The 16,713-nt window shown below is 62.7% G+C and carries 14 protein-coding genes; 7 read left to right on the top strand and 7 right to left on the bottom strand.

Annotated elements, in window-relative coordinates:
• Window positions 1-4 precede the first annotated feature (4 nt).
• Window positions 5-1,432, bottom strand: a complete 1,428-nt coding sequence (locus C8K66_RS26975; RefSeq protein WP_046383818.1) for a PLP-dependent aminotransferase family protein — start codon at window positions 1,430-1,432, stop codon at window positions 5-7.
• A gap of 142 nt (window positions 1,433-1,574) precedes the next feature.
• Between C8K66_RS26975 and C8K66_RS26970 the strand changes: the two genes are divergently transcribed.
• From C8K66_RS26970 to C8K66_RS26960, 3 genes are all read left to right on the top strand, one after another.
• Window positions 1,575-2,207, top strand: coding sequence for a LysE family translocator (locus C8K66_RS26970; protein WP_046383817.1), 633 nt, complete (start codon window positions 1,575-1,577; stop codon window positions 2,205-2,207).
• A gap of 82 nt (window positions 2,208-2,289) precedes the next feature.
• Window positions 2,290-3,348, top strand: coding sequence for a diguanylate cyclase (locus C8K66_RS26965; protein WP_057004812.1), 1,059 nt, complete (start codon window positions 2,290-2,292; stop codon window positions 3,346-3,348).
• A gap of 137 nt (window positions 3,349-3,485) precedes the next feature.
• Complete coding sequence (locus C8K66_RS26960; RefSeq protein WP_108526489.1) at window positions 3,486-4,352, top strand: pirin family protein; 867 nt, start codon at window positions 3,486-3,488, stop codon at window positions 4,350-4,352.
• Between the two features lie 176 nt (window positions 4,353-4,528).
• Here C8K66_RS26960 and C8K66_RS26955 read toward each other — a convergent pair whose 3' ends face one another.
• Window positions 4,529-5,779 carry an MFS transporter gene (locus tag C8K66_RS26955; RefSeq protein ID WP_108526487.1) on the bottom strand — a complete coding sequence of 417 codons (1,251 nt, stop codon included), beginning with the start codon at window positions 5,777-5,779 and terminating at the stop codon, window positions 4,529-4,531.
• Window positions 5,780-6,003: 224 nt separating this feature from the next.
• On the opposite strand from C8K66_RS26955, the gene C8K66_RS26950 reads away from it, so the two are divergent.
• Window positions 6,004-7,449 carry a mechanosensitive ion channel family protein gene (locus tag C8K66_RS26950; protein ID WP_108526485.1) on the top strand — a complete coding sequence of 482 codons (1,446 nt, stop codon included), beginning with the start codon at window positions 6,004-6,006 and terminating at the stop codon, window positions 7,447-7,449.
• A 5-nt stretch (window positions 7,450-7,454) separates the two neighbouring features.
• Here C8K66_RS26950 and C8K66_RS26945 read toward each other — a convergent pair whose 3' ends face one another.
• Window positions 7,455-7,892: an Rrf2 family transcriptional regulator gene (locus tag C8K66_RS26945; RefSeq protein ID WP_046383812.1), complete on the bottom strand. Its 438-nt coding sequence runs from the start codon at window positions 7,890-7,892 to the stop codon at window positions 7,455-7,457.
• Between the two features lie 143 nt (window positions 7,893-8,035).
• Between C8K66_RS26945 and C8K66_RS26940 the strand changes: the two genes are divergently transcribed.
• Complete coding sequence (locus C8K66_RS26940; RefSeq protein WP_108526483.1) at window positions 8,036-8,920, top strand: NAD(P)/FAD-dependent oxidoreductase; 885 nt, start codon at window positions 8,036-8,038, stop codon at window positions 8,918-8,920.
• A gap of 19 nt (window positions 8,921-8,939) precedes the next feature.
• On the opposite strand, the gene gudD is transcribed toward C8K66_RS26940, so the two are convergent.
• Complete coding sequence (gene gudD, locus C8K66_RS26935) at window positions 8,940-10,289, bottom strand: glucarate dehydratase (RefSeq protein WP_046383810.1); 1,350 nt, start codon at window positions 10,287-10,289, stop codon at window positions 8,940-8,942.
• 12 nt (window positions 10,290-10,301) lie between these two features.
• Window positions 10,302-11,651 (bottom strand): MFS transporter, encoded by a 1,350-nt coding sequence (locus C8K66_RS26930; RefSeq protein ID WP_079443591.1) that lies wholly within the window; start codon window positions 11,649-11,651, stop codon window positions 10,302-10,304.
• A 318-nt stretch (window positions 11,652-11,969) separates the two neighbouring features.
• Between C8K66_RS26930 and C8K66_RS26925 the strand changes: the two genes are divergently transcribed.
• A complete protein-coding gene (locus C8K66_RS26925; RefSeq protein ID WP_102617921.1) occupies window positions 11,970-12,671 on the top strand; it encodes a FadR/GntR family transcriptional regulator in 702 nt (233 codons plus the stop codon).
• 78 nt (window positions 12,672-12,749) lie between these two features.
• Complete coding sequence (locus C8K66_RS26920) at window positions 12,750-13,337, top strand: LysE family translocator (protein ID WP_046383807.1); 588 nt, start codon at window positions 12,750-12,752, stop codon at window positions 13,335-13,337.
• On the opposite strand, the gene C8K66_RS26915 is transcribed toward C8K66_RS26920, so the two are convergent.
• Both C8K66_RS26915 and C8K66_RS26910 read right to left on the bottom strand, forming a co-directional pair.
• On the bottom strand, window positions 13,279-14,172 hold the full coding sequence (locus C8K66_RS26915; RefSeq protein WP_046383806.1) for an AraC family transcriptional regulator: 894 nt from the start codon (window positions 14,170-14,172) through the stop codon (window positions 13,279-13,281). The genes C8K66_RS26920 and C8K66_RS26915 overlap by 59 nt on opposite strands.
• Window positions 14,173-14,237: 65 nt before the next feature.
• Entirely contained in the window at window positions 14,238-16,700 is a 2,463-nt protein-coding gene (locus C8K66_RS26910; RefSeq protein ID WP_108526481.1) for a TonB-dependent receptor, read from the bottom strand.
• Window positions 16,701-16,713 lie beyond the last annotated feature (13 nt).

The raw sequence follows: 16,713 nt of genomic DNA, 5'->3' as shown, positions 1-16,713 counted from the left end.
GCCTTTATGTCGATAGTGATCGCGGCTCGCGCACAGCCTTGAGCAACAGCGTTTCGAAGGCTTGTTGCACCCCGGGCCCGTCACTGTGGGCCACATTGAAGCGCATCGAATCAGGCAGCGCCGGGTCGTAGCCGAACAATGCCCCCGGCGCCAGCACCATGTTCTGCTTCAACGCCTCCTGGGCCAACTGTTCGCCGTTCACCCCCGGCGGCAGGCGGGCCCAGATGAACATGCCGCCTTCATACGCCATCGGCAATTGGCAGCCGCAGCGCTTGAGCCATTGTTCGACACGCGCACCGGCTTCCAGCAAGCGCTGCACCATGCGCTTGCGGTGCCGGGCGTAACTGCCTTCGCTGAGCATGCGGTAGACGATCTGCTCGAACAGCTCCGAGGTCACGCCGCCGCTCATCAACTTCATATGGGTCAGGTTGGCCGCCAGTTGCGGCGCGGCCACCACGTAGCTGACGCGGGTGTTGGCGCTGAGGATTTTCGAGAAGCCCGACAGGTAGGTGACCTGGTCCAGGCCGGCGATGGTGGCCAGGCGCGGCGGCGGGTTGGGATGCAGGTCGCCGTAGAGGTCATCCTCGACGATATGGCAGTGGTACTGGCGGGTCAGTTGCAGCAGACGAAACGCCTGGCTGGGGCTGAAAGAGTGCCCGGTGGGGTTATGCAACACACTGGTAGTGAGGTACAGGCTGGGGCGATGTTCGGCCAGCAACTGTTCGAGGGCGTCGAAATCGAAGCCATCCGGGCGCCGCTCGATCGTCACCACCTTGACCCCGTGCAGAGCCAGATTGGCGTGGAAGTTGAAGTAGCAGGGCGCGTCGAGCAGCACCGTGTCGCCGGGGCGGGCGAGCAGGCGCATGAGCATGTCCAGGCCTTGCAGGGTGTTGGGCGTGGTGATGATTTGCTCCACCGGCACCGACAACCCTTCGGCATGCAGTTTGTGTTGCAATGCCTGGCGCAACGGCAGGAACCCGGCCGGCGTGCCCATCCCGGCAAGGCGCAGCGACGGCGCGCGCACCACGCTACGCATGGCTTGGCGAAGCGCCTCGCTGTTCAGCCACTCCTCCGGCAAATGCCCGCCACCGGGGCGCAGATCTCCATTGACGGTGACCAACGGCCGGCGTAACACGCTGAGCAAGTCCTGGGGCAACAGGTCGACCCAGCTCGTCGAGGCGGCGCGGATGATGTCTGTTGTCACAAAGTGGCCAAGGCCCTGGCTCGAGGTCAACAGGTTGCGCCCGCGCAGGCGGTCCAGCGCTTCGTTGAGGGTGAACTTGCTCACGCCCAGGGTCTGGGTCAGTTCACGCACCGACGGCAACTTGCTGCCGGGCGCCCATTCGCCGTTCTCGATGGCCTGGCTGAACGCCTCGACGATCTGTTGCACCTTGGGTGCGCCAGCCCGAAAGGCGATGGCGGATACAAACATGCGGCTTCCTTGTCTTTGCTGGTGATTTTACCGGTGAAGTAGGGCCGGATTAGGCCTTACTTTACCTGCCCTGCGCAATGCCGCGGCCCTAGACTGCCGGCTATCCCGCCACTTTTCGGCTGTCTTCCCAAGGTCCAAGGCTATGACAAGCGCGTTGACGCTCTCTTCGTTTCTCTACTTTCTGCTGTTTTGCGCCACCGTGACGTTCAGCCCCGGCCCCATGACCTTGCTGCTGTTGAGCCTGGGCTTGAAGGACGGCTTGCGCGGCTCGATCCCGGCGCAGCTCGGCGCCAGTGTGTCGTACCTGGTCTCTATTCTGATCTTTGCCGTGGGTTTCTCGGAATTGATCAAAGGCAACCTCGCCATCACCCAGGGTATCCAGATGGTCGGCGTCGCCTACATTCTTTACCTGGCCTACAAACAGTGGACCGGCAGCGGCGTGTCCATCGACGGGGTCGTTGCCGTGGAAGGCGCACGCAGTCTGTTCGGCAAGGGCTTGCTGACCGGGTTTTCCAACCCCAAGGCGATCATTATGTTCAGCGCCGTGTTCCCACAATTCGCCGGGGCCGGGGAGCACAACTCGATGGCGGACATCGCTATCCTCGGGCTGACCTTTCTGGTGCTGCAGTTCGCCAGCGGCTGCCTGTATGGCTATTTCGGCCAGCGCATCAAGCCGGTACTGGAAAACCCCCGGCGGCGGGTCTGGTTGCAACGGATCACGGCATTGTTGTTGCTGGGCGTCGCCGGGATGCTGGCGCGGGGCTTTTCCCACTGACGGCGCTGAGCTTACAAGGGGTAGTGGCGATATGCTGTTGCCCTGATAGACTCCAGGCACCTACCCAGGATCGCACCTCACCATGCCAGCCGCCGGAGGAAATGGAGTTCCGCTCGCTACCCGCTTGTACAAAACCCGCACGTTGGGGCTGACACTTGGCTTTGCCTGCGTGGCCTTCGGCATGTCTGCGTTGAACCCACCGCTTTGGGTGTGGGCGTTGATGCTGATCAACGGCTTTGTCTGGCCGCACCTGGCTTATCAATGGGCACGCCGCACCGCCAACACATTGCGTTGCGAGCGCCACAACCTGCTGTTCGATTCGTTTTGCGGTGGCTTCTGGGTCGGTGCCATGCACTTCAACCCACTGCCCAGCGTCACCACGTTGTCGATGATGACCATGAACAATGTGGCCATCGGTGGTCCCCGTTTCATGCTGGCGGGCTGGGTGGCGCAGGCGTTGGGCGTCGGCGTGTCGCTGCTGATCTTCACCCCGGCCTTCATCGGCATGACCAGCCAGGCGCAGTTGTATGCCTGTTTACCGATCCTGATGCTGTATCCGCTGGCCTTGGGCTGGATTTGCTATCGCCAGGCGGTGTCCCTGGCCGGGCACAAGCGTGAGCTGCTGGCCCTGAGTCGCACCGACAGCTTGTCCGGCTTGCTCAACCATGGCGCGTGGAAGGACCATCTGGACATCGAGTTCCAGCGCTGCCACGGCGGGCAGCAGGGCGCGGTGATTGCCCTGATCGACATCGATCATTTCAAAGTGATCAACGACACCTACGGCCATGTCACCGGCGATCTCGTCCTGCGCCAGCTCAGTAAAGTGCTGCGCCAGAACCTGCGCGCCACCGACCTGGCCGGACGCTACGGCGGTGACGAGTTCTGCGTGATCCTGCCGGACGTGCCGCTCAACCGCGCCACGCAAGTGATGGATACCCTGCGCGATCGCTTCAATGCGCTGGCCTATGCCCAGGACCCGACCCTGCGTGTCAGCTTGAGCATCGGCCTGGCGCCTTATCGGGTCGGGCATAGCGATTCGACCAGTTGGCTCAACGATGCCGACCAGGCGTTATATGACGCCAAGAGCAGCGGGCGCAATCGGGTCAGCGCGGTGCAGGGGCCTTGGTTGAGGTCGGTCTAGTGGGACGGCGTCCCCAGCCAGCAAAAACAAACTGAGGACGTGCTGATTGTCCTATGCATAGAACGAACAACGCCGCGTTTGCCGGCTAGTCCCCAAGGCCCGTGGGACTTATGGTGTAGGCACTTTGGAGGTACACCATGAAAAAACTCATCGGCATCTACACCAGCCCCCGCGCCCACTGGGTCGGCGACGGTTTTCCGGTACGCACGCTGTTTTCCTACGACACCCTGGGCAAGCACATCAGCCCCTTCCTGTTGTTGGACCACGCGGGCCCGGCCGATTTCACCCCGACCACACAGCGTCGCGGTGTCGGCCAGCACCCGCATCGCGGCTTTGAAACCGTGACCATCGTCTACGACGGCGAAGTCGAGCACCGCGACTCCACCGGGGCTGGCGGCACGATCGGCCCCGGCGACGTGCAATGGATGACCGCCGCCAAGGGCATCCTCCACGAAGAGTTCCACTCCGAAGCCTTCGCCCGTAGCGGCGGGGTGCTGGAGATGGTGCAACTGTGGGTCAACCTGCCGGCCAAGGACAAAATGGCCGACGCCGGTTACCAGACGATTGTCGACAGCGATATTCCGCTGCTGCCGCTGGCCAATGAGGCTGGCCAGCTGCGCCTGATTGCCGGTGAGTTCGCAGGCACCAAAGGCCCGGCGCGCACCTTCACGCCGATCGACGTGTGGGACCTGCGCCTCAACGCCGGCAAGGCGCTGACCCTGGACCTGCACGCCGGGCGGAACACGGCGCTGGTGATCTTGCGCGGCACGGTGCTGGTCAATGGCGCAGAAATCGCGCGCCAGGGGCAATTGGCACTGTTTGAGCGCGACGGCACGCAACTGTCTCTGGAGCCCAGCGACGACGCCAGGGTGCTGTTGCTCAGTGGCGAGCCGATCGACGAGCCGATCATCGGCCATGGTCCGTTCGTGATGAATACTGAGCAGGAAATCCATCAGGCGTTTGCTGATTTCCACTCCGGTCATTTCGGGCAGATGCAGCACTGAAAGGTTGACGCCAAGCCTAATGTGGGAGCGGGCAAGCCCCCACATGCGTAATTGCATGGACTTGACCCGTGAGGCCGAGAGTGGTCGTTATGCTGTAAACGTTCGGCGGCGATCATGAGTTCGAACCGGCAGACTCTTCTTTGCGGACATGATCCGTGTGCTTCCTTGGAAAATGCTTACAAGCCTGCCGACGCAACTTTCTTTTTTCCGGTTTCTTGGTCAGCTTCGAGAATCAAGCTCGGGGATGGGCCGCGAGCCTTTGCGAACCACCACAGGGCAAATGCCCCAAGAATAGTCGTTAACACGGCCAAAATCAGGATTACGGTCTGGGTGCCCAAGGGCGCAGCTAACAAAGCCACCAGTAAACCTGCCAGAGGCTGGGACATGTTGTTCAGCAGCGTGATCACACCTACCGTCTTACCGAAGTCCTGAGGCGGTATCACCCGCTGCCGGATAGTGCGTATGTAGACGTTGAACATTTTGTCGAAGCCTGCGATCAACAGGAAACCCAGCACATAGCCGAGCAGACTCGGACTCAGGGCGCTGATGAATGCCCCCGTTGCGATCATCGAATATCCGACACCCCCGAGGACTCGCAGAGGCAGCACCACCCGAGCGAGAAGGAACAGGATCACGATTGTTGTCACCGCACTCGCCGCCTGAAGCCCTGCATAGCTATCCTTGCCGGCGCTGTACTGGCCGATCACCATGGCCGCCGAAGTTGCCAAGGTGACACCAACGATCAGGTTGACGCCTACCGCCAGAATGATGATTTTTTTCAATTCCGCCAGGCTACGGATATGCCCAAAAGCGATCCTCAAGGGCTGCAGCCAGATGTCTTGATGCTGCTCGAACACCTCTAGCGTCATACGGCTAAGACGTTGCCACGCCAGCATGCTCATGTCTGCCAGCAGGAACAATCCGGCGATCCAAAGCACCACCCAGTGCCAAGCCCAAACCTCAAGCATCAGTGCCGCCACCAGAGGCCCGAGGACCAGTCCCGCCTGGTCGGCGATCTGGGAGTAGGACAACGTCTTGGTGTAGCTGTAGTGCTGGAAGATATGCGGCATCAGCACTTCGCGAGCCATGATGCCTTGAGTGGTCAGCACTCCGCACAGTGCCGACAGCACCACTACCCAACCGATGCCACCAAAGATTCCGTAGAGCACCACCCCCAGCACACAGAGCAATGCCCGGTAGACCTGACTGATATGCAGGATCTTAATAGGCGGGTACTTGTCGCACAGCGCGCCGCACAGCGGGAACGCGAGAAATCGCGGCAGCGATTCGACGAAAAACGCTAGCCCTGCCCATGAAGCGCTATTGGTGGTCTGGAACACCACCAGCGGCACAATAAACAACAGGATCTGATCCGCCAGCCTCGATAGAAAGAGCGAGATAAAAAAGGCGAGGTAATCCTTACGCATAGGGAACTCCTTTGTGTAAGCGACGAGGCATAGCGGTCTGAAGAAACATCAGTATGAGTTTACAAGGTGTCTAGATAATCCGGCGCGCTGCAAACGCCTGGTCGGTGCTGATGCAATCAGGTGCTCAGATACGGTGCAATTTCCCACCCGCATTTTGCTCCGCGCTATACCCCCACATCCCCATTTCATGCGATCTTCTCGGCATTCACCCTGGAGTCGCCTGGATGCCCTCATTTATCGCTGATCACCCCATGTTGTGCGCCCTGGCGCTGATCTTTATCGACATCGGTGTGTGGCGCTTGATTTCCGCTGAGCTGGCCAATTGGAAGCTGGCGGCGCGGTTGGTGATTTTTGCGGTGTTCAGCGCCGTGTTGTTCAACGACGGCATGAACCCGATGCTCGTCGCGCCGTATGCCGACAACACCGCGCTGCACCTGGCCGCCACCGCGTTGCAGATCGGTTGGTGGCTGTTCGCGGCGCGGACCCTGACAGTGTTGCTCGGCGCGGTGATGATGCAGCGCGTGGGCCACACCGGTCGGCTGTTGCAGGACCTGCTGGGCGCGGTGATTTTCCTGATTGCGATCATCGCCGCCATGGCCTACGTGCTCGACCTGCCGGTCAAGGGCGTGCTCGCCACCTCCGGTGCGGTGGCGATCATCGTCGGCCTGGCGCTGCAAAGCACCCTCAGCGATGTGTTTTCCGGGATCGTGCTTAACACCACCAAGCCGTACCAGCTCGATGACTGGATTTCCATCGACGGCACCGAGGGGCGCGTCACCGATATCGATTGGCGCGCTACGCGGTTGCAGACCTCCCAGGGCAGCATGGCGGTGATCCCCAATTCGTTGGCGGCCAAGGCCAAGATCGTCAACTTTTCGCGCCCGGCGGATATGTTCGGCCTGTCGGTCTGCCTGCAAGTCAGCCCCCACGCCCGCCCGCAGACGGTGATCGAGGCGCTGGAGCGGGCGATGCAAGGGTGCCGGCCGCTGCTGGCCAAACCGGCGCCGAGCGTGGCGTTCAAAACCTCGGCCAGCGACGGCGTGGAGTATGAAATCAGCGGCTTTGTGCCGTCGATGCCGCTCAAGCGCGAAGTGCGCAACCAGCTGTACGACCTGGCTTTCCGGCACTTGCAGGCGGCGGGCGTCGGTTTGCTGTCTGCCACCGAAAGCAGCGCGCCGCCGGCGCTGTCGGGGGCGCGGGCGTTGCTGGAGCGCTCGTCGATTTTCTCCACCTTGCGCCAGGAAGAGAAAGACACCTTCAGCCAGAACATGACCCTGCACAGCTACCGTGCCGGCGCGGTGATCCTGCCGGCGGGGGAGGTCAGCGATCATTTGTTTATCGTCGAATCCGGCGTGGTCTCGGTGATGCTGGACAAGGCTGGGCACATGTTCGAAGCCGGGCGCATGGGGCCGGGGGAGGTGATCGGCGAGGCTGGGATCTTGTCCGACGAGGCCACGCTGGCGGACTTTCGCGCCAAGACCTTCTGCACCCTCTATCGCATCGAGAAGGAATACCTCAAGCCGTGCCTGGATGCGCGGCATGACATCGGCGAAGCGATGAAAGCGCTGCTGGATTTCCGCATACATGCGGCGCAGACCCTGACCCAGGAAGCACCGGTGGTGCCGGTGAAGAAGGGGTTCCTGCAGTGGTTGCGCAAGCGCCGGCTGTAGTGCGATCAGGGTGCCGGGGCGAGGCGGCAACGCTCGTCGAAATCCTCGGCCAACTGCGCCAGCGTCACATCCCCCAGCCGCGCCAGTAACAGTGCCTGGGCCTGGTCGAACGCGTCGCTCAGTGCCGCGTTCACTGCCTGTTCCACCAGGCATTGCGGGTGGTCGGTGGACAAGCCGATGGCGAATATCGACGGCGTGCCCAAGGCATTGTGGATATCCAGCAAGGTGATTTCACTCAAGGGTTTGCCCAGGGTCCAGCCGCCCTGATGACCTTTTTCCGAGCGGACATAGCCTTTTTCCTTGAGCAGCCCCAGTGTGCGCCGCACCACCACCGGGTTGGTGCCGAGCATCTGCGCGATGGTCTCCGAGGTGGCGCGCGCTTCATGGCGGTCCATATGGATCAGCACGTGCAGCATGCGCGAGAGGCGGGTGTCGTTTCTCATCAAAAAACCTCAAGTCGATTCGGTCGAAAGTATCCTTCGTAACCCAAAAAGTTGCGAGACACTTGACGTGCTATTTTTACGTAACTTATGGTGTGTCGTGAAAGCGCGCGGATAACCGCGCGCACCTGACAAGGGGCACTTTCATGATGCATGACGTCATTATCGTGGGCGGCAGCTATGCCGGCTTGTCCGCCGGCCTGCAATTGGCGCGGGCGCGACGCAAGGTTCTGGTGATCGACGCGGGGCAGCGGCGCAATCGGTTTGCCGCCACCGCCCATGGCTTTCTCGGCCAGGACGGCCAGGCGCCGGACGTCATTGCCGCCGAAGGTCGCAGCCAACTGATGGAGTATCCGAGCGTCACCTGGGTGCAGGACAGCGTATTACAGGCGGCTACGGCGCCGGGCGGTTTCAGGGTGCACACGCAATACAACGGCGGATTCGAGGGGCGACGCCTGATCCTCGCCACCGGGGTGGTGGATGAATTGCCCGCCCTCGAAGGCTTGGCGGAGCGCTGGGGCAAGCACGTGTTTCATTGCCCTTACTGCCACGGCTATGAGCTGGATCAAGGCCGCATCGGTGTGTTGGCCACCTCGCCGCTGGCGATGCACCATGCGCTGATGTTGCCGGACTGGGGCACCACCACCTTGTTCACCAACGGCGTGTTCACCCCGGATGCCGAGCAACAGGCGCAGTTGGATCGGCGCGGGGTCCGCGTGGAGCGCACGGCGGTGACCCGGATCAGCGGTGAGCGCGTGGATCTGGAACTGGCCGATGGCCGTGTGATTCAGCTGGACGGCGTATTCACGATGTCCCGCACTCGCCTCAGCCCCTTGGCCGAGCAGTTGGGCTGTGTGCTGGCCGACGGCCCCACCGGCCCGTACCTGCACACCAACGAAACCCGCCAGACCTCCGTGGCTGGCGTGTTTGCCGGTGGCGATGCGTCCCTTGCCGCCGGTTCCGTGGCGCTGGCGGTGGCCGAGGGCGTGCGCGCCGGGGTGGGCGCGCACGTTTCGTTGATCCACGGTTGAGGCTGGCCGCGATCGGCGCTCAGCGCACCAGGCACGGGCGCTTGTTATCGAAACTCCAACCGGGGATCAGAAACTGCATGGCCACGCTGTCATTGCGCGCACCCAGGCCCATGTCTTTGTAGCGTTCGTGGGCCTGGGCCACCGCGTCCATGTCGATCTCGACACCCAGCCCCGGCTTGGTCGGCACCTGGATGTGACCGTCGACAATCTGCAACGGCGCCTTGGTCAGGCGCTGGCCGTCCTGCCAGATCCAGTGAGTGTCGATCGCGGTGATGTCGCCCGGTGCGGCGGCGGCTACCTGGGTGAACATCGCCAGGGAAATATCGAAGTGATTGTTGGAATGCGAGCCCCAGGTCAGGCCCCATTCATGGCACATCTGCGCCACGCGCACCGAGCCTTGCATCGTCCAGAAGTGCGGGTCGGCGAGGGGAATGTCCACCGATTGCAGCTGGATCGCGTGGCCCATTTCGCGCCAGTCGGTGGCGATCATATTGGTGGCGGTGGGCAGGCCGGTGGCGCGGCGGAATTCAGCCATGACTTCGCGGCCCGAATAGCCGTTTTCCGCGCCGCATGGGTCTTCGGCGTAGGCCAATACGTGATGCTGGTCGCGGCACAGGGCGATGGCTTCCTTGAGTGACCAGGCGCCGTTCGGGTCCAGGGTGATGCGTGCGTCGGGGAAGCGCTCGGCGAGGGCCGTGACCGCTTCGATTTCTTCGGCGCCGCGCAACACGCCGCCCTTGAGCTTGAAGTCGTTGAAGCCGTACTTGGCCTGGGCGGCTTCGGCCAGGCGCACGATGGCGTCCGGGGTCAGGGCCGGTTCATGGCGCAGGCGGCACCAATCGTCACCATCGGCTTCGCTGCGGTAGGCCAGGTCGGTCTGCTGGCGGTCGCCGATGTAGAACAGGTAGCCGAGCATCTTCACCGCGTCGCGCTGCTGACCTTCGCCGAGCAGGGCGGCCACCGGCACTTCAAGGAACTGGCCGAGCAGATCGAGCAGCGCCGCTTCCATCGCGGTGACGGCGTGGATGGTGATGCGCAGGTCGAACGTTTGCAGGCCACGGCCGCCGCTGTCGCGGGCGGCAAAGGTGCGGCGCATGGCATTGAGAATGCTCTGGTACGCGCCGATCGGCTTGCCGATCACCAGGCTGCGCGCGTCTTCCAGGGTTTCGCGGATGCGTTCGCCGCCCGGTACTTCGCCCACGCCGATGTGCCCGGCGCTGTCCTTGAGAATCACGATATTGCGCGTGAAAAACGGCCCGTGGGCGCCGCTGAGGTTGAGCAGCATGCTGTCGTGGCCGGCCACCGGGATCACTTGCAGGTGGGTAACGATGGGGGCATGGCTGGCGTGGTGCTGGTGTTCTGTATTCATCAAAATGCTTCCTTATTTGCTCAAGACGGGGGCGGGGTGCAGCACGCTCGGGCTCTGGGCGCCGGGCCGGGTCTTGGCGAAGAACACCAGGATCGCCGCGAGGATCGAGGTGCCGGCCAGCCCATACAAACCACCTTGGATCGACCCGGTGGTCTGCTCCAGAAAGCCGAAGGTAGTGGGCGCGACAAACCCGCCGAGGTTGCCGATGGAGTTGATCAGCGCGATCACCGCCGCGGCGATGCGCGCATCCAGGTAGCCCTGGGGGATCGGCCAGAACAGCGACGATGCCGACTTGAACCCGATCGCCGCAAAACAGATGGCGACAAAGGCAAAGATCGGCCCGCCGGTGGTGGAGAAAAACATTCCCGCCGCGGCAATCAACAGCGCCGTGGCCACCCACGCCTGTTGATGCTTGTACTTGCCGGCCAGGGCCGCGAACGAATACATGGCGATGATCGAAATCAGCCAGGGAATGGAATTGTAGAAACCCACCTGGATGTCACTCAGGTCGCCCATCTTCTTGATGATGCTCGGCAGCCAGAACGTGGCGGCGTAGATGGTCAGTTGGATGCAGAAATACAGGGCGCAGAACAGCATGATCTGGCGGTCCTTGAGCAGTGTGCCCAGGCTCGGCTTGACCGTGGTGGCGGCGTCACGCTCGCGTTGTTCGCGCTCGATCTCGCCCACCAGCGCGTCCTGTTCGGCGCCGCTGAGCCACTTGGCGTCATGGGGTTTGGAGTCGAGCCAGAACCACACGAAAAAGCACAACAGCACCGAGGCCATGCCTTCGATGATGTACATCCATTGCCAGCCGTGCAGGCCCAGCCCGCTGATTTGCAGCAGCACGCCGGACAGCGGGCCGGAGATCAGCGAGGCCAGGGCCGAGCCGCTGAGGAAGATCGCAATCGCCTTGCCGCGTTCCACCCCGGGCAGCCAGCGGGTGAAGTAGTAGATCACCCCCGGAAAGAACCCGGCCTCGGCCACGCCCAGCAGAAAACGCAGGATATAGAAGTGGGTTTCGTTCTGGATAAAGGCCATCAGCGTCGCGGTGATGCCCCAGGTGAACATGATGCGGGTCAGCCAGATACGCGCGCCGACTTTTTGCAGCAGCAGGTTGGAGGGCACTTCGAACAACGCATAACCGATGAAGAACAAGCCGGCGCCGAAACCGTAAGCGGCCGCGCCGATGCCCAGGTCGTGTTCCATGTGGGTGCGGACAAAGCCGATGTTGACGCGGTCGATGTAGTTGACGATGAACATGATCACGAACAGTGGCAGCACATGCTGCTTCACTTTCTTGATCGCGCGGGCCAGGACGGGGTCGAGGGCAGGCGCAGCTGTCGCAGGGTTGGAAGAGGTCACGGGGTAGAACTCCCACGGATTATTGTTGTGCGGGGATGGGTTCAGGGATGCCGGGGGTGTCTGGCAACTTGATAGACATCATACAACTGCTTTTTTCCGCGTCGCAACGTAAATTTTGGCTGTACGAGCACGCGACAGGGCTGGCAATCCTGTTTTACAGGCGTCATAGCGCATGAAATCAATCGCGCCGATACAATCGCAGGCAAATCGGCTCCCGTGAAAACGCGGCGCAGTTGTGGCTTAATTTGTTTGTTGTCATACAAGTAGGTGGTGCAAGGGGATGTTAGTATTGACCGGGCCCAACCGATGGAATGACCGATGCACAACGACACCCCCCGCAAGCGCTCCCAGGGCCTGGCCCATGACATCGTGACCACGCTGACCCAGCGCATTCTCCTCGGCCAAATGGCGCCGGGCGAGAAGCTGCCTTCCGAGTCGGCCATTGTCGGCGAGTACGGTGTCAGTCGCACGGTGGTGCGTGAGGCGCTGTCGAAGTTACAGGCGGCAGGGCTGGTGGAAACCCGGCACGGGGTGGGCACCTTTGTGCTGGCGCGGGACCAGCGCCAGGGCCTGCACCTGAACCACGACACTGCCGTCAGCGTGCGCGGCATCCTCGAGTTGCGCCTGGGCCTGGAAACCCAGGCCGCCGCCCTGGCCGCGCTGCGCCGCAGCGAGGTGCAGTTGCAGCACATGCGCGAGGCCCTCGACGACTACCAGGCCTCGCTGGCCAACAACGACAGCAGCGTCGAACCCGACGTGCGCTTCCATCAGTTGATTGCCCAGGCCACCGGCAACACCTACTTCACCGATGTGATCCAGCACCTGGGCAACTCGGTGATCCCGCGCACGCGCATCAACGCCGAAGAGCGCGGCAATACCGACCTGATGAAACTGGGCCAGTTGGCCAACCTGGAACACGAGGCGATCCTCAACGCCATCCGTCGCCAGGACCCCGACGCCGCCCGCGCCGCGATGTTGTTGCACCTGAGCAACAGCCTGGAACGCATGACCGGCGAGTAGCAGGGGCATTTTCTTCAATACCCGGCTCGCCGGGGTGTTTACCGTGGCCCCTGTTCATCACCACAACAGGGAACCGCAATGAGCTTGATCCTTTCCATGGCCGCCTTCGCGTTGGCCACCTCCATCACACCGGGCCCGGTGAATGTGGTCGCCCTCAGTTCGGGTGCGCGCTTCGGTTTTGTCGCCAGCCAGAAACACGTGTTCGGCGCCGCCACCGGCTTCACGCTGTTGCTGGTGCTGATCGGCCTGGGGTTGCATGAAGTGCTGCTGCGCTGGCCCATTCTGACCCAGTTGATCCAGTGGGGCGGGGTCGCCTTCCTGCTGTACATGGCCTGGAAACTTGCGGTGGACGATGGCCGGCTGGACGCCGAAGGCACCGCAACGGCGCCGTCGATGCTCTACGGCGCGATCATGCAATGGCTGAACCCCAAGGCCTGGCTGGCCTGCGTGGCGGGGATGGGGTTGTTTGTCGCGGATGGCGACGCCCGGCAAGTGTGGCTGTTTGCGGCGCTCTACCTGGTGATCTGCTACCTGTCGGTAGCCTGCTGGGCCTACGCCGGCACGTTTTTGCGCCGTTACCTCGGCAACGCGCAGGGCGTGCGGGTGTTCAACCGTTCGATGGCCGCGTTGCTGGTGGCCAGTGTGGGTTATTTGCTGATGGCTTGAGCAAGTCGCGGTACTGCCCCGGCGTGGCGGCGAAGTGCAGCTTGAAGGTGCGCTGGAAGTGCGCCTGGTCGGCAAAGCCGGCGGCCAGGGCGACGTCGGCGATCAGTTCGCCGTTGCGCAATTGGGTGCGGGCGAACTGGATGCGCCGGTTCACCAGAAACGCATGGGGCGTCAAGCCGTAATACTGCTTGAAGGCGCGGATCAGATAAGACGGCGACAGCTCGGCCGCCAGGCAGATGTCTTCGAGTTTCAAGGCCTGGGTGCAGTGTTCGCGGATGTATTCGGCGGCGCGTTCCAGCTTGTGATTGACCTCCCGCACCGGCGTGTTCGAAGGGTTCAGGCGCTGCTGCACCTCGCTGAAATAACTCACCAGCAGGCTCTGTTTTTGCAGGAGTTCGGCGTGCTCATCCAACAGCATCCGGTACAGCTCGATCAGGCCGTTGTACAGCACCGGGTCGCGGGTATAGGGCGTATTGAACGGTCGATAACCCTGGTCGGTGCTGAAGCCCAACTGGTATTGCAGGTCCGTCAGCCAGGGCGTGTCGAGGTAGAGCATGTGATACGACCAGGGTTGGTCGTGGATCGGGTTGCACGCATGCACATCGCCGGGGTTCATCAGCACCACCGTGCCGGCGCTGATCTGGAAGGTGTCCGCGCCGTAGTGGTAATAGCTGCGCCCGGTGGTGATCGCGCCGATGGAGAAATGCTCGTGGGCGTGGCGGGTGTAGGTGACCTTGCGCCCATCGGCGATGGTCCGCGCTTCGATGAACGGCAAGCGCTCGTCGCGCCAGAAGCGCGGCGCTTGCGCGGGGTGAGTGGCGGTGTTCAGCGACATGGCGGCGGCTCCATCCCTCGGGAGATCGAGGGAGGATCATTGCACAGACTGCCGGGGCCGTCAGCCTAGAAGTCCCATTTAGTCGCCAGTTGCAGGCTGCGCGGTTCGCCGTAGAAGCCGGTGCCGAAGTTGCCCAGGCCCGTGTAGTACTTTTTATCGAACAGGTTCTTCACGTTCAGCGTGGTGCTCAGGTGCTCGTTGAAGCGGTAGCGGGCCATCAGGTCGACCAGGTAGTAACTGTCCTGGGTGATGCGTGCGTTCTGGCCGAAGTTGAGCGTGTCGTTCGGGTCGGGTTGGAACACGTTGCCGAAGAACTCGCTCTGCCAATTCACGCCGCCGCCCACGGTGACATGCTCCAGCGCGCCGGGCAGGCGATAGCTACTGAACAGGCGCACCACCTGCTGCGGCGTGGTGGTTTGCAGCACCGAGCTGTACACATAACCGTTGTTGGCATCGCGGGTGTGCTGGTAGGTGTAGCCGGCCGAGATGTTCCAGCCGTCCAGCACTTCACCCGACAGTTGCGCCTCGAAGCCCTTGGTGGTGGCGCCGGCAATCGGGCGGTACACCGAATCGCTCTCGAAGCCCGACACGTACTCGGCGACATTGTCCTGCTCGATGCGGAACGCGGCAAAACTGGCATTCAGGCGGCCGTCGTAGAACGCTGCCTTGAGCCCGGCTTCATAGGTGGCGCCTTCGATCGGGTCGAGCAGTTTGCGGTCGGCGTCCTTGCTGCTTTGCGGGCGGTAGATCTGGGTGTAGCTGGTGTACACCGACCAGGTGTCGTTGAGGTCGTAGACGATCCCGGCATACGGCGTGACCACGCCGCTCTGGCGGTAGGTGGTGCGGTTGTCGGCCTTGGTCGGGTCATAGAAATCGGTGGTGTCGGTGCCGCTGAACGTGCTGACGCGCGTGCCGAGGATCACTGACAAATCGTCCGTGGGTTTCAAGCGCGTGGCCAGGTAGGCGCCGGTCTGGCGTTGCACGATATCGTTCTGGCCGCTGCGCGGGATATCCGGTTTGGCGTACTCGCCGTGCCAGTCGAAAATGCTGCCGCCCACGGCGGGGTAAATCGAACCGTAGACCGGCACGTCCTGCTTCGAGCGGGTGGCCATAAAGCCCATGATCAGCTCGTGCTCGCGGCCAAACAGGTTGAACGGCCCGCTGAGATTGACGTCCAGGGTGTTCTGTAACTGGTCGCCCTTGTATTTGCCCATGAACATGTACATGCCGTCGCCGCTGACCGGGTCCGGGTTGCCGCCGCTGGCGGAGGCGAGCAGGGTGTCGTGCTGACTGCGCTTGCGGTCGAGGCTGACCTTGAGCGACCAGTCGTTCGCCAACTGCTGTTGCACCGAGGCGAACAGCGTCTGGTTCTGGAAGTCGCGGCGGCTCCAGTCGGCCGCCGGGTTGAACGAGCGCGAGAAGTGCGTGCGCGAGCCGTCGCTGAAGAACATCGGGAAACCGGTCCAGCTGGCGCCACGGGAGCGGGTGTCTTGCTGGTCGATACCGAAGGTCAGCAGGGTGTCGGGCGTAAGGTCCGCTTCAAGGATGCCGTAGCCGATGTCCTTGGCGTGCTGGTAGTGATCGAGATACGACTGGCGGTCCTGATACACGCCGACAAAGCGTCCGCGCAGATTGCCCGACTCGGTCAAGGGGCCGGAAATATCGCCTTCGGTGCGGTAGTTGTCCCAGGAGCCGAACGTCTGGGTGACCGAGGCCTTGAATTCCCGCGTGGGCTTTTTGCGGATCAGGTTGACCGTGGCCGACGGGTCGCCGGAACCGCTGAGCAGGCCGGCCGAGCCCTTGATGATTTCCAGGTGGTCGTACACTGCCATGTCGGTGCTGGTGGTGCCGTAGTCGTACACGCCGTCATAGGTGGCGTTGACGCCGTCGTACTGGAAATTGGTGATCGGCAGGCCACGGCTGGAGAACTCCCAGCGTTCGCTGTCGTAGTTCTGCACGCTCACGCCGGGGGCGCGGCGCAGGGTGTCGGCGATGCTGTTGGAGCCCTGGTCGTCCATCTGCTGGCGGGTGATCACCGTGACCGACTGCGGGGTGTCGCGCATCGACAGCGGCAGGCCGGTGGCCGAGGCCATGACACCGGTAGTGTAGGCATGGGTGTCTTCGATGATAGCGCCCAGGCCCTGGCCGGAAATCGTCGTGGCGCCCAGCTCCAGCGCGCCGCTGTGGGCGGGGATCAGCTCCAGCACGTAACCGTTGTTGCCTTGGGGCAGCGCCTGCAAACCGCTGCCCTGCAACAGGTGCTGCAAACCGCTGGTCGGGGTGTAGCTGCCGTTCAGGCCGGGGCTGGTTTTACCGGCAGCGAGGCTGTTATGGCCGGCGATGAACATTCCGGACTGTTCGGCGAAGCTGTTCAGCACGGCGACCAGGGCGCCGCCCGCGATGCGATAACTGCGCGCGGCTTCCTGGGTCGAGGTCGGCTCGGCGGCGTACAGCGTCGGTGCGCCGAGGCAAAGCAGGGAGGTGGCCAGCGCCAGTGGGCGCAGCGCGAAGCGAGCAGGTTGCGGCATGGAGGTGTCCCTT

The sequence above is a fragment of the Pseudomonas sp. GV105 genome (assembly GCF_003058185.1).
Lineage (GTDB): Bacteria > Pseudomonadota > Gammaproteobacteria > Pseudomonadales > Pseudomonadaceae > Aquipseudomonas > Aquipseudomonas veronii.
This window is presented reverse-complemented; position numbering and strand designations above follow the sequence as displayed.

What these genes read in the sequence shown, in the direction of transcription:
- C8K66_RS26975 (WP_046383818.1), bottom strand. Translation starts at nt 1,432, where the DNA reads ATGTTTGTATCCGCCATCGCCTTTCGGGCTGGCGCACCCAAGGTGCAA.
- C8K66_RS26970 (WP_046383817.1), top strand. Translation starts at nt 1,575, where the DNA reads ATGACAAGCGCGTTGACGCTCTCTTCGTTTCTCTACTTTCTGCTGTTT.
- C8K66_RS26965 (WP_057004812.1), top strand. Translation starts at nt 2,290, where the DNA reads ATGCCAGCCGCCGGAGGAAATGGAGTTCCGCTCGCTACCCGCTTGTAC.
- C8K66_RS26960 (WP_108526489.1), top strand. Translation starts at nt 3,486, where the DNA reads ATGAAAAAACTCATCGGCATCTACACCAGCCCCCGCGCCCACTGGGTC.
- C8K66_RS26955 (WP_108526487.1), bottom strand. Translation starts at nt 5,779, where the DNA reads ATGCGTAAGGATTACCTCGCCTTTTTTATCTCGCTCTTTCTATCGAGG.
- C8K66_RS26950 (WP_108526485.1), top strand. Translation starts at nt 6,004, where the DNA reads ATGCCCTCATTTATCGCTGATCACCCCATGTTGTGCGCCCTGGCGCTG.
- C8K66_RS26945 (WP_046383812.1), bottom strand. Translation starts at nt 7,892, where the DNA reads ATGAGAAACGACACCCGCCTCTCGCGCATGCTGCACGTGCTGATCCAT.
- C8K66_RS26940 (WP_108526483.1), top strand. Translation starts at nt 8,036, where the DNA reads ATGATGCATGACGTCATTATCGTGGGCGGCAGCTATGCCGGCTTGTCC.
- gudD (WP_046383810.1), bottom strand. Translation starts at nt 10,289, where the DNA reads ATGAATACAGAACACCAGCACCACGCCAGCCATGCCCCCATCGTTACC.
- C8K66_RS26925 (WP_102617921.1), top strand. Translation starts at nt 11,970, where the DNA reads ATGCACAACGACACCCCCCGCAAGCGCTCCCAGGGCCTGGCCCATGAC.
- C8K66_RS26920 (WP_046383807.1), top strand. Translation starts at nt 12,750, where the DNA reads ATGAGCTTGATCCTTTCCATGGCCGCCTTCGCGTTGGCCACCTCCATC.
- C8K66_RS26915 (WP_046383806.1), bottom strand. Translation starts at nt 14,172, where the DNA reads ATGTCGCTGAACACCGCCACTCACCCCGCGCAAGCGCCGCGCTTCTGG.
- C8K66_RS26910 (WP_108526481.1), bottom strand. Translation starts at nt 16,700, where the DNA reads ATGCCGCAACCTGCTCGCTTCGCGCTGCGCCCACTGGCGCTGGCCACC.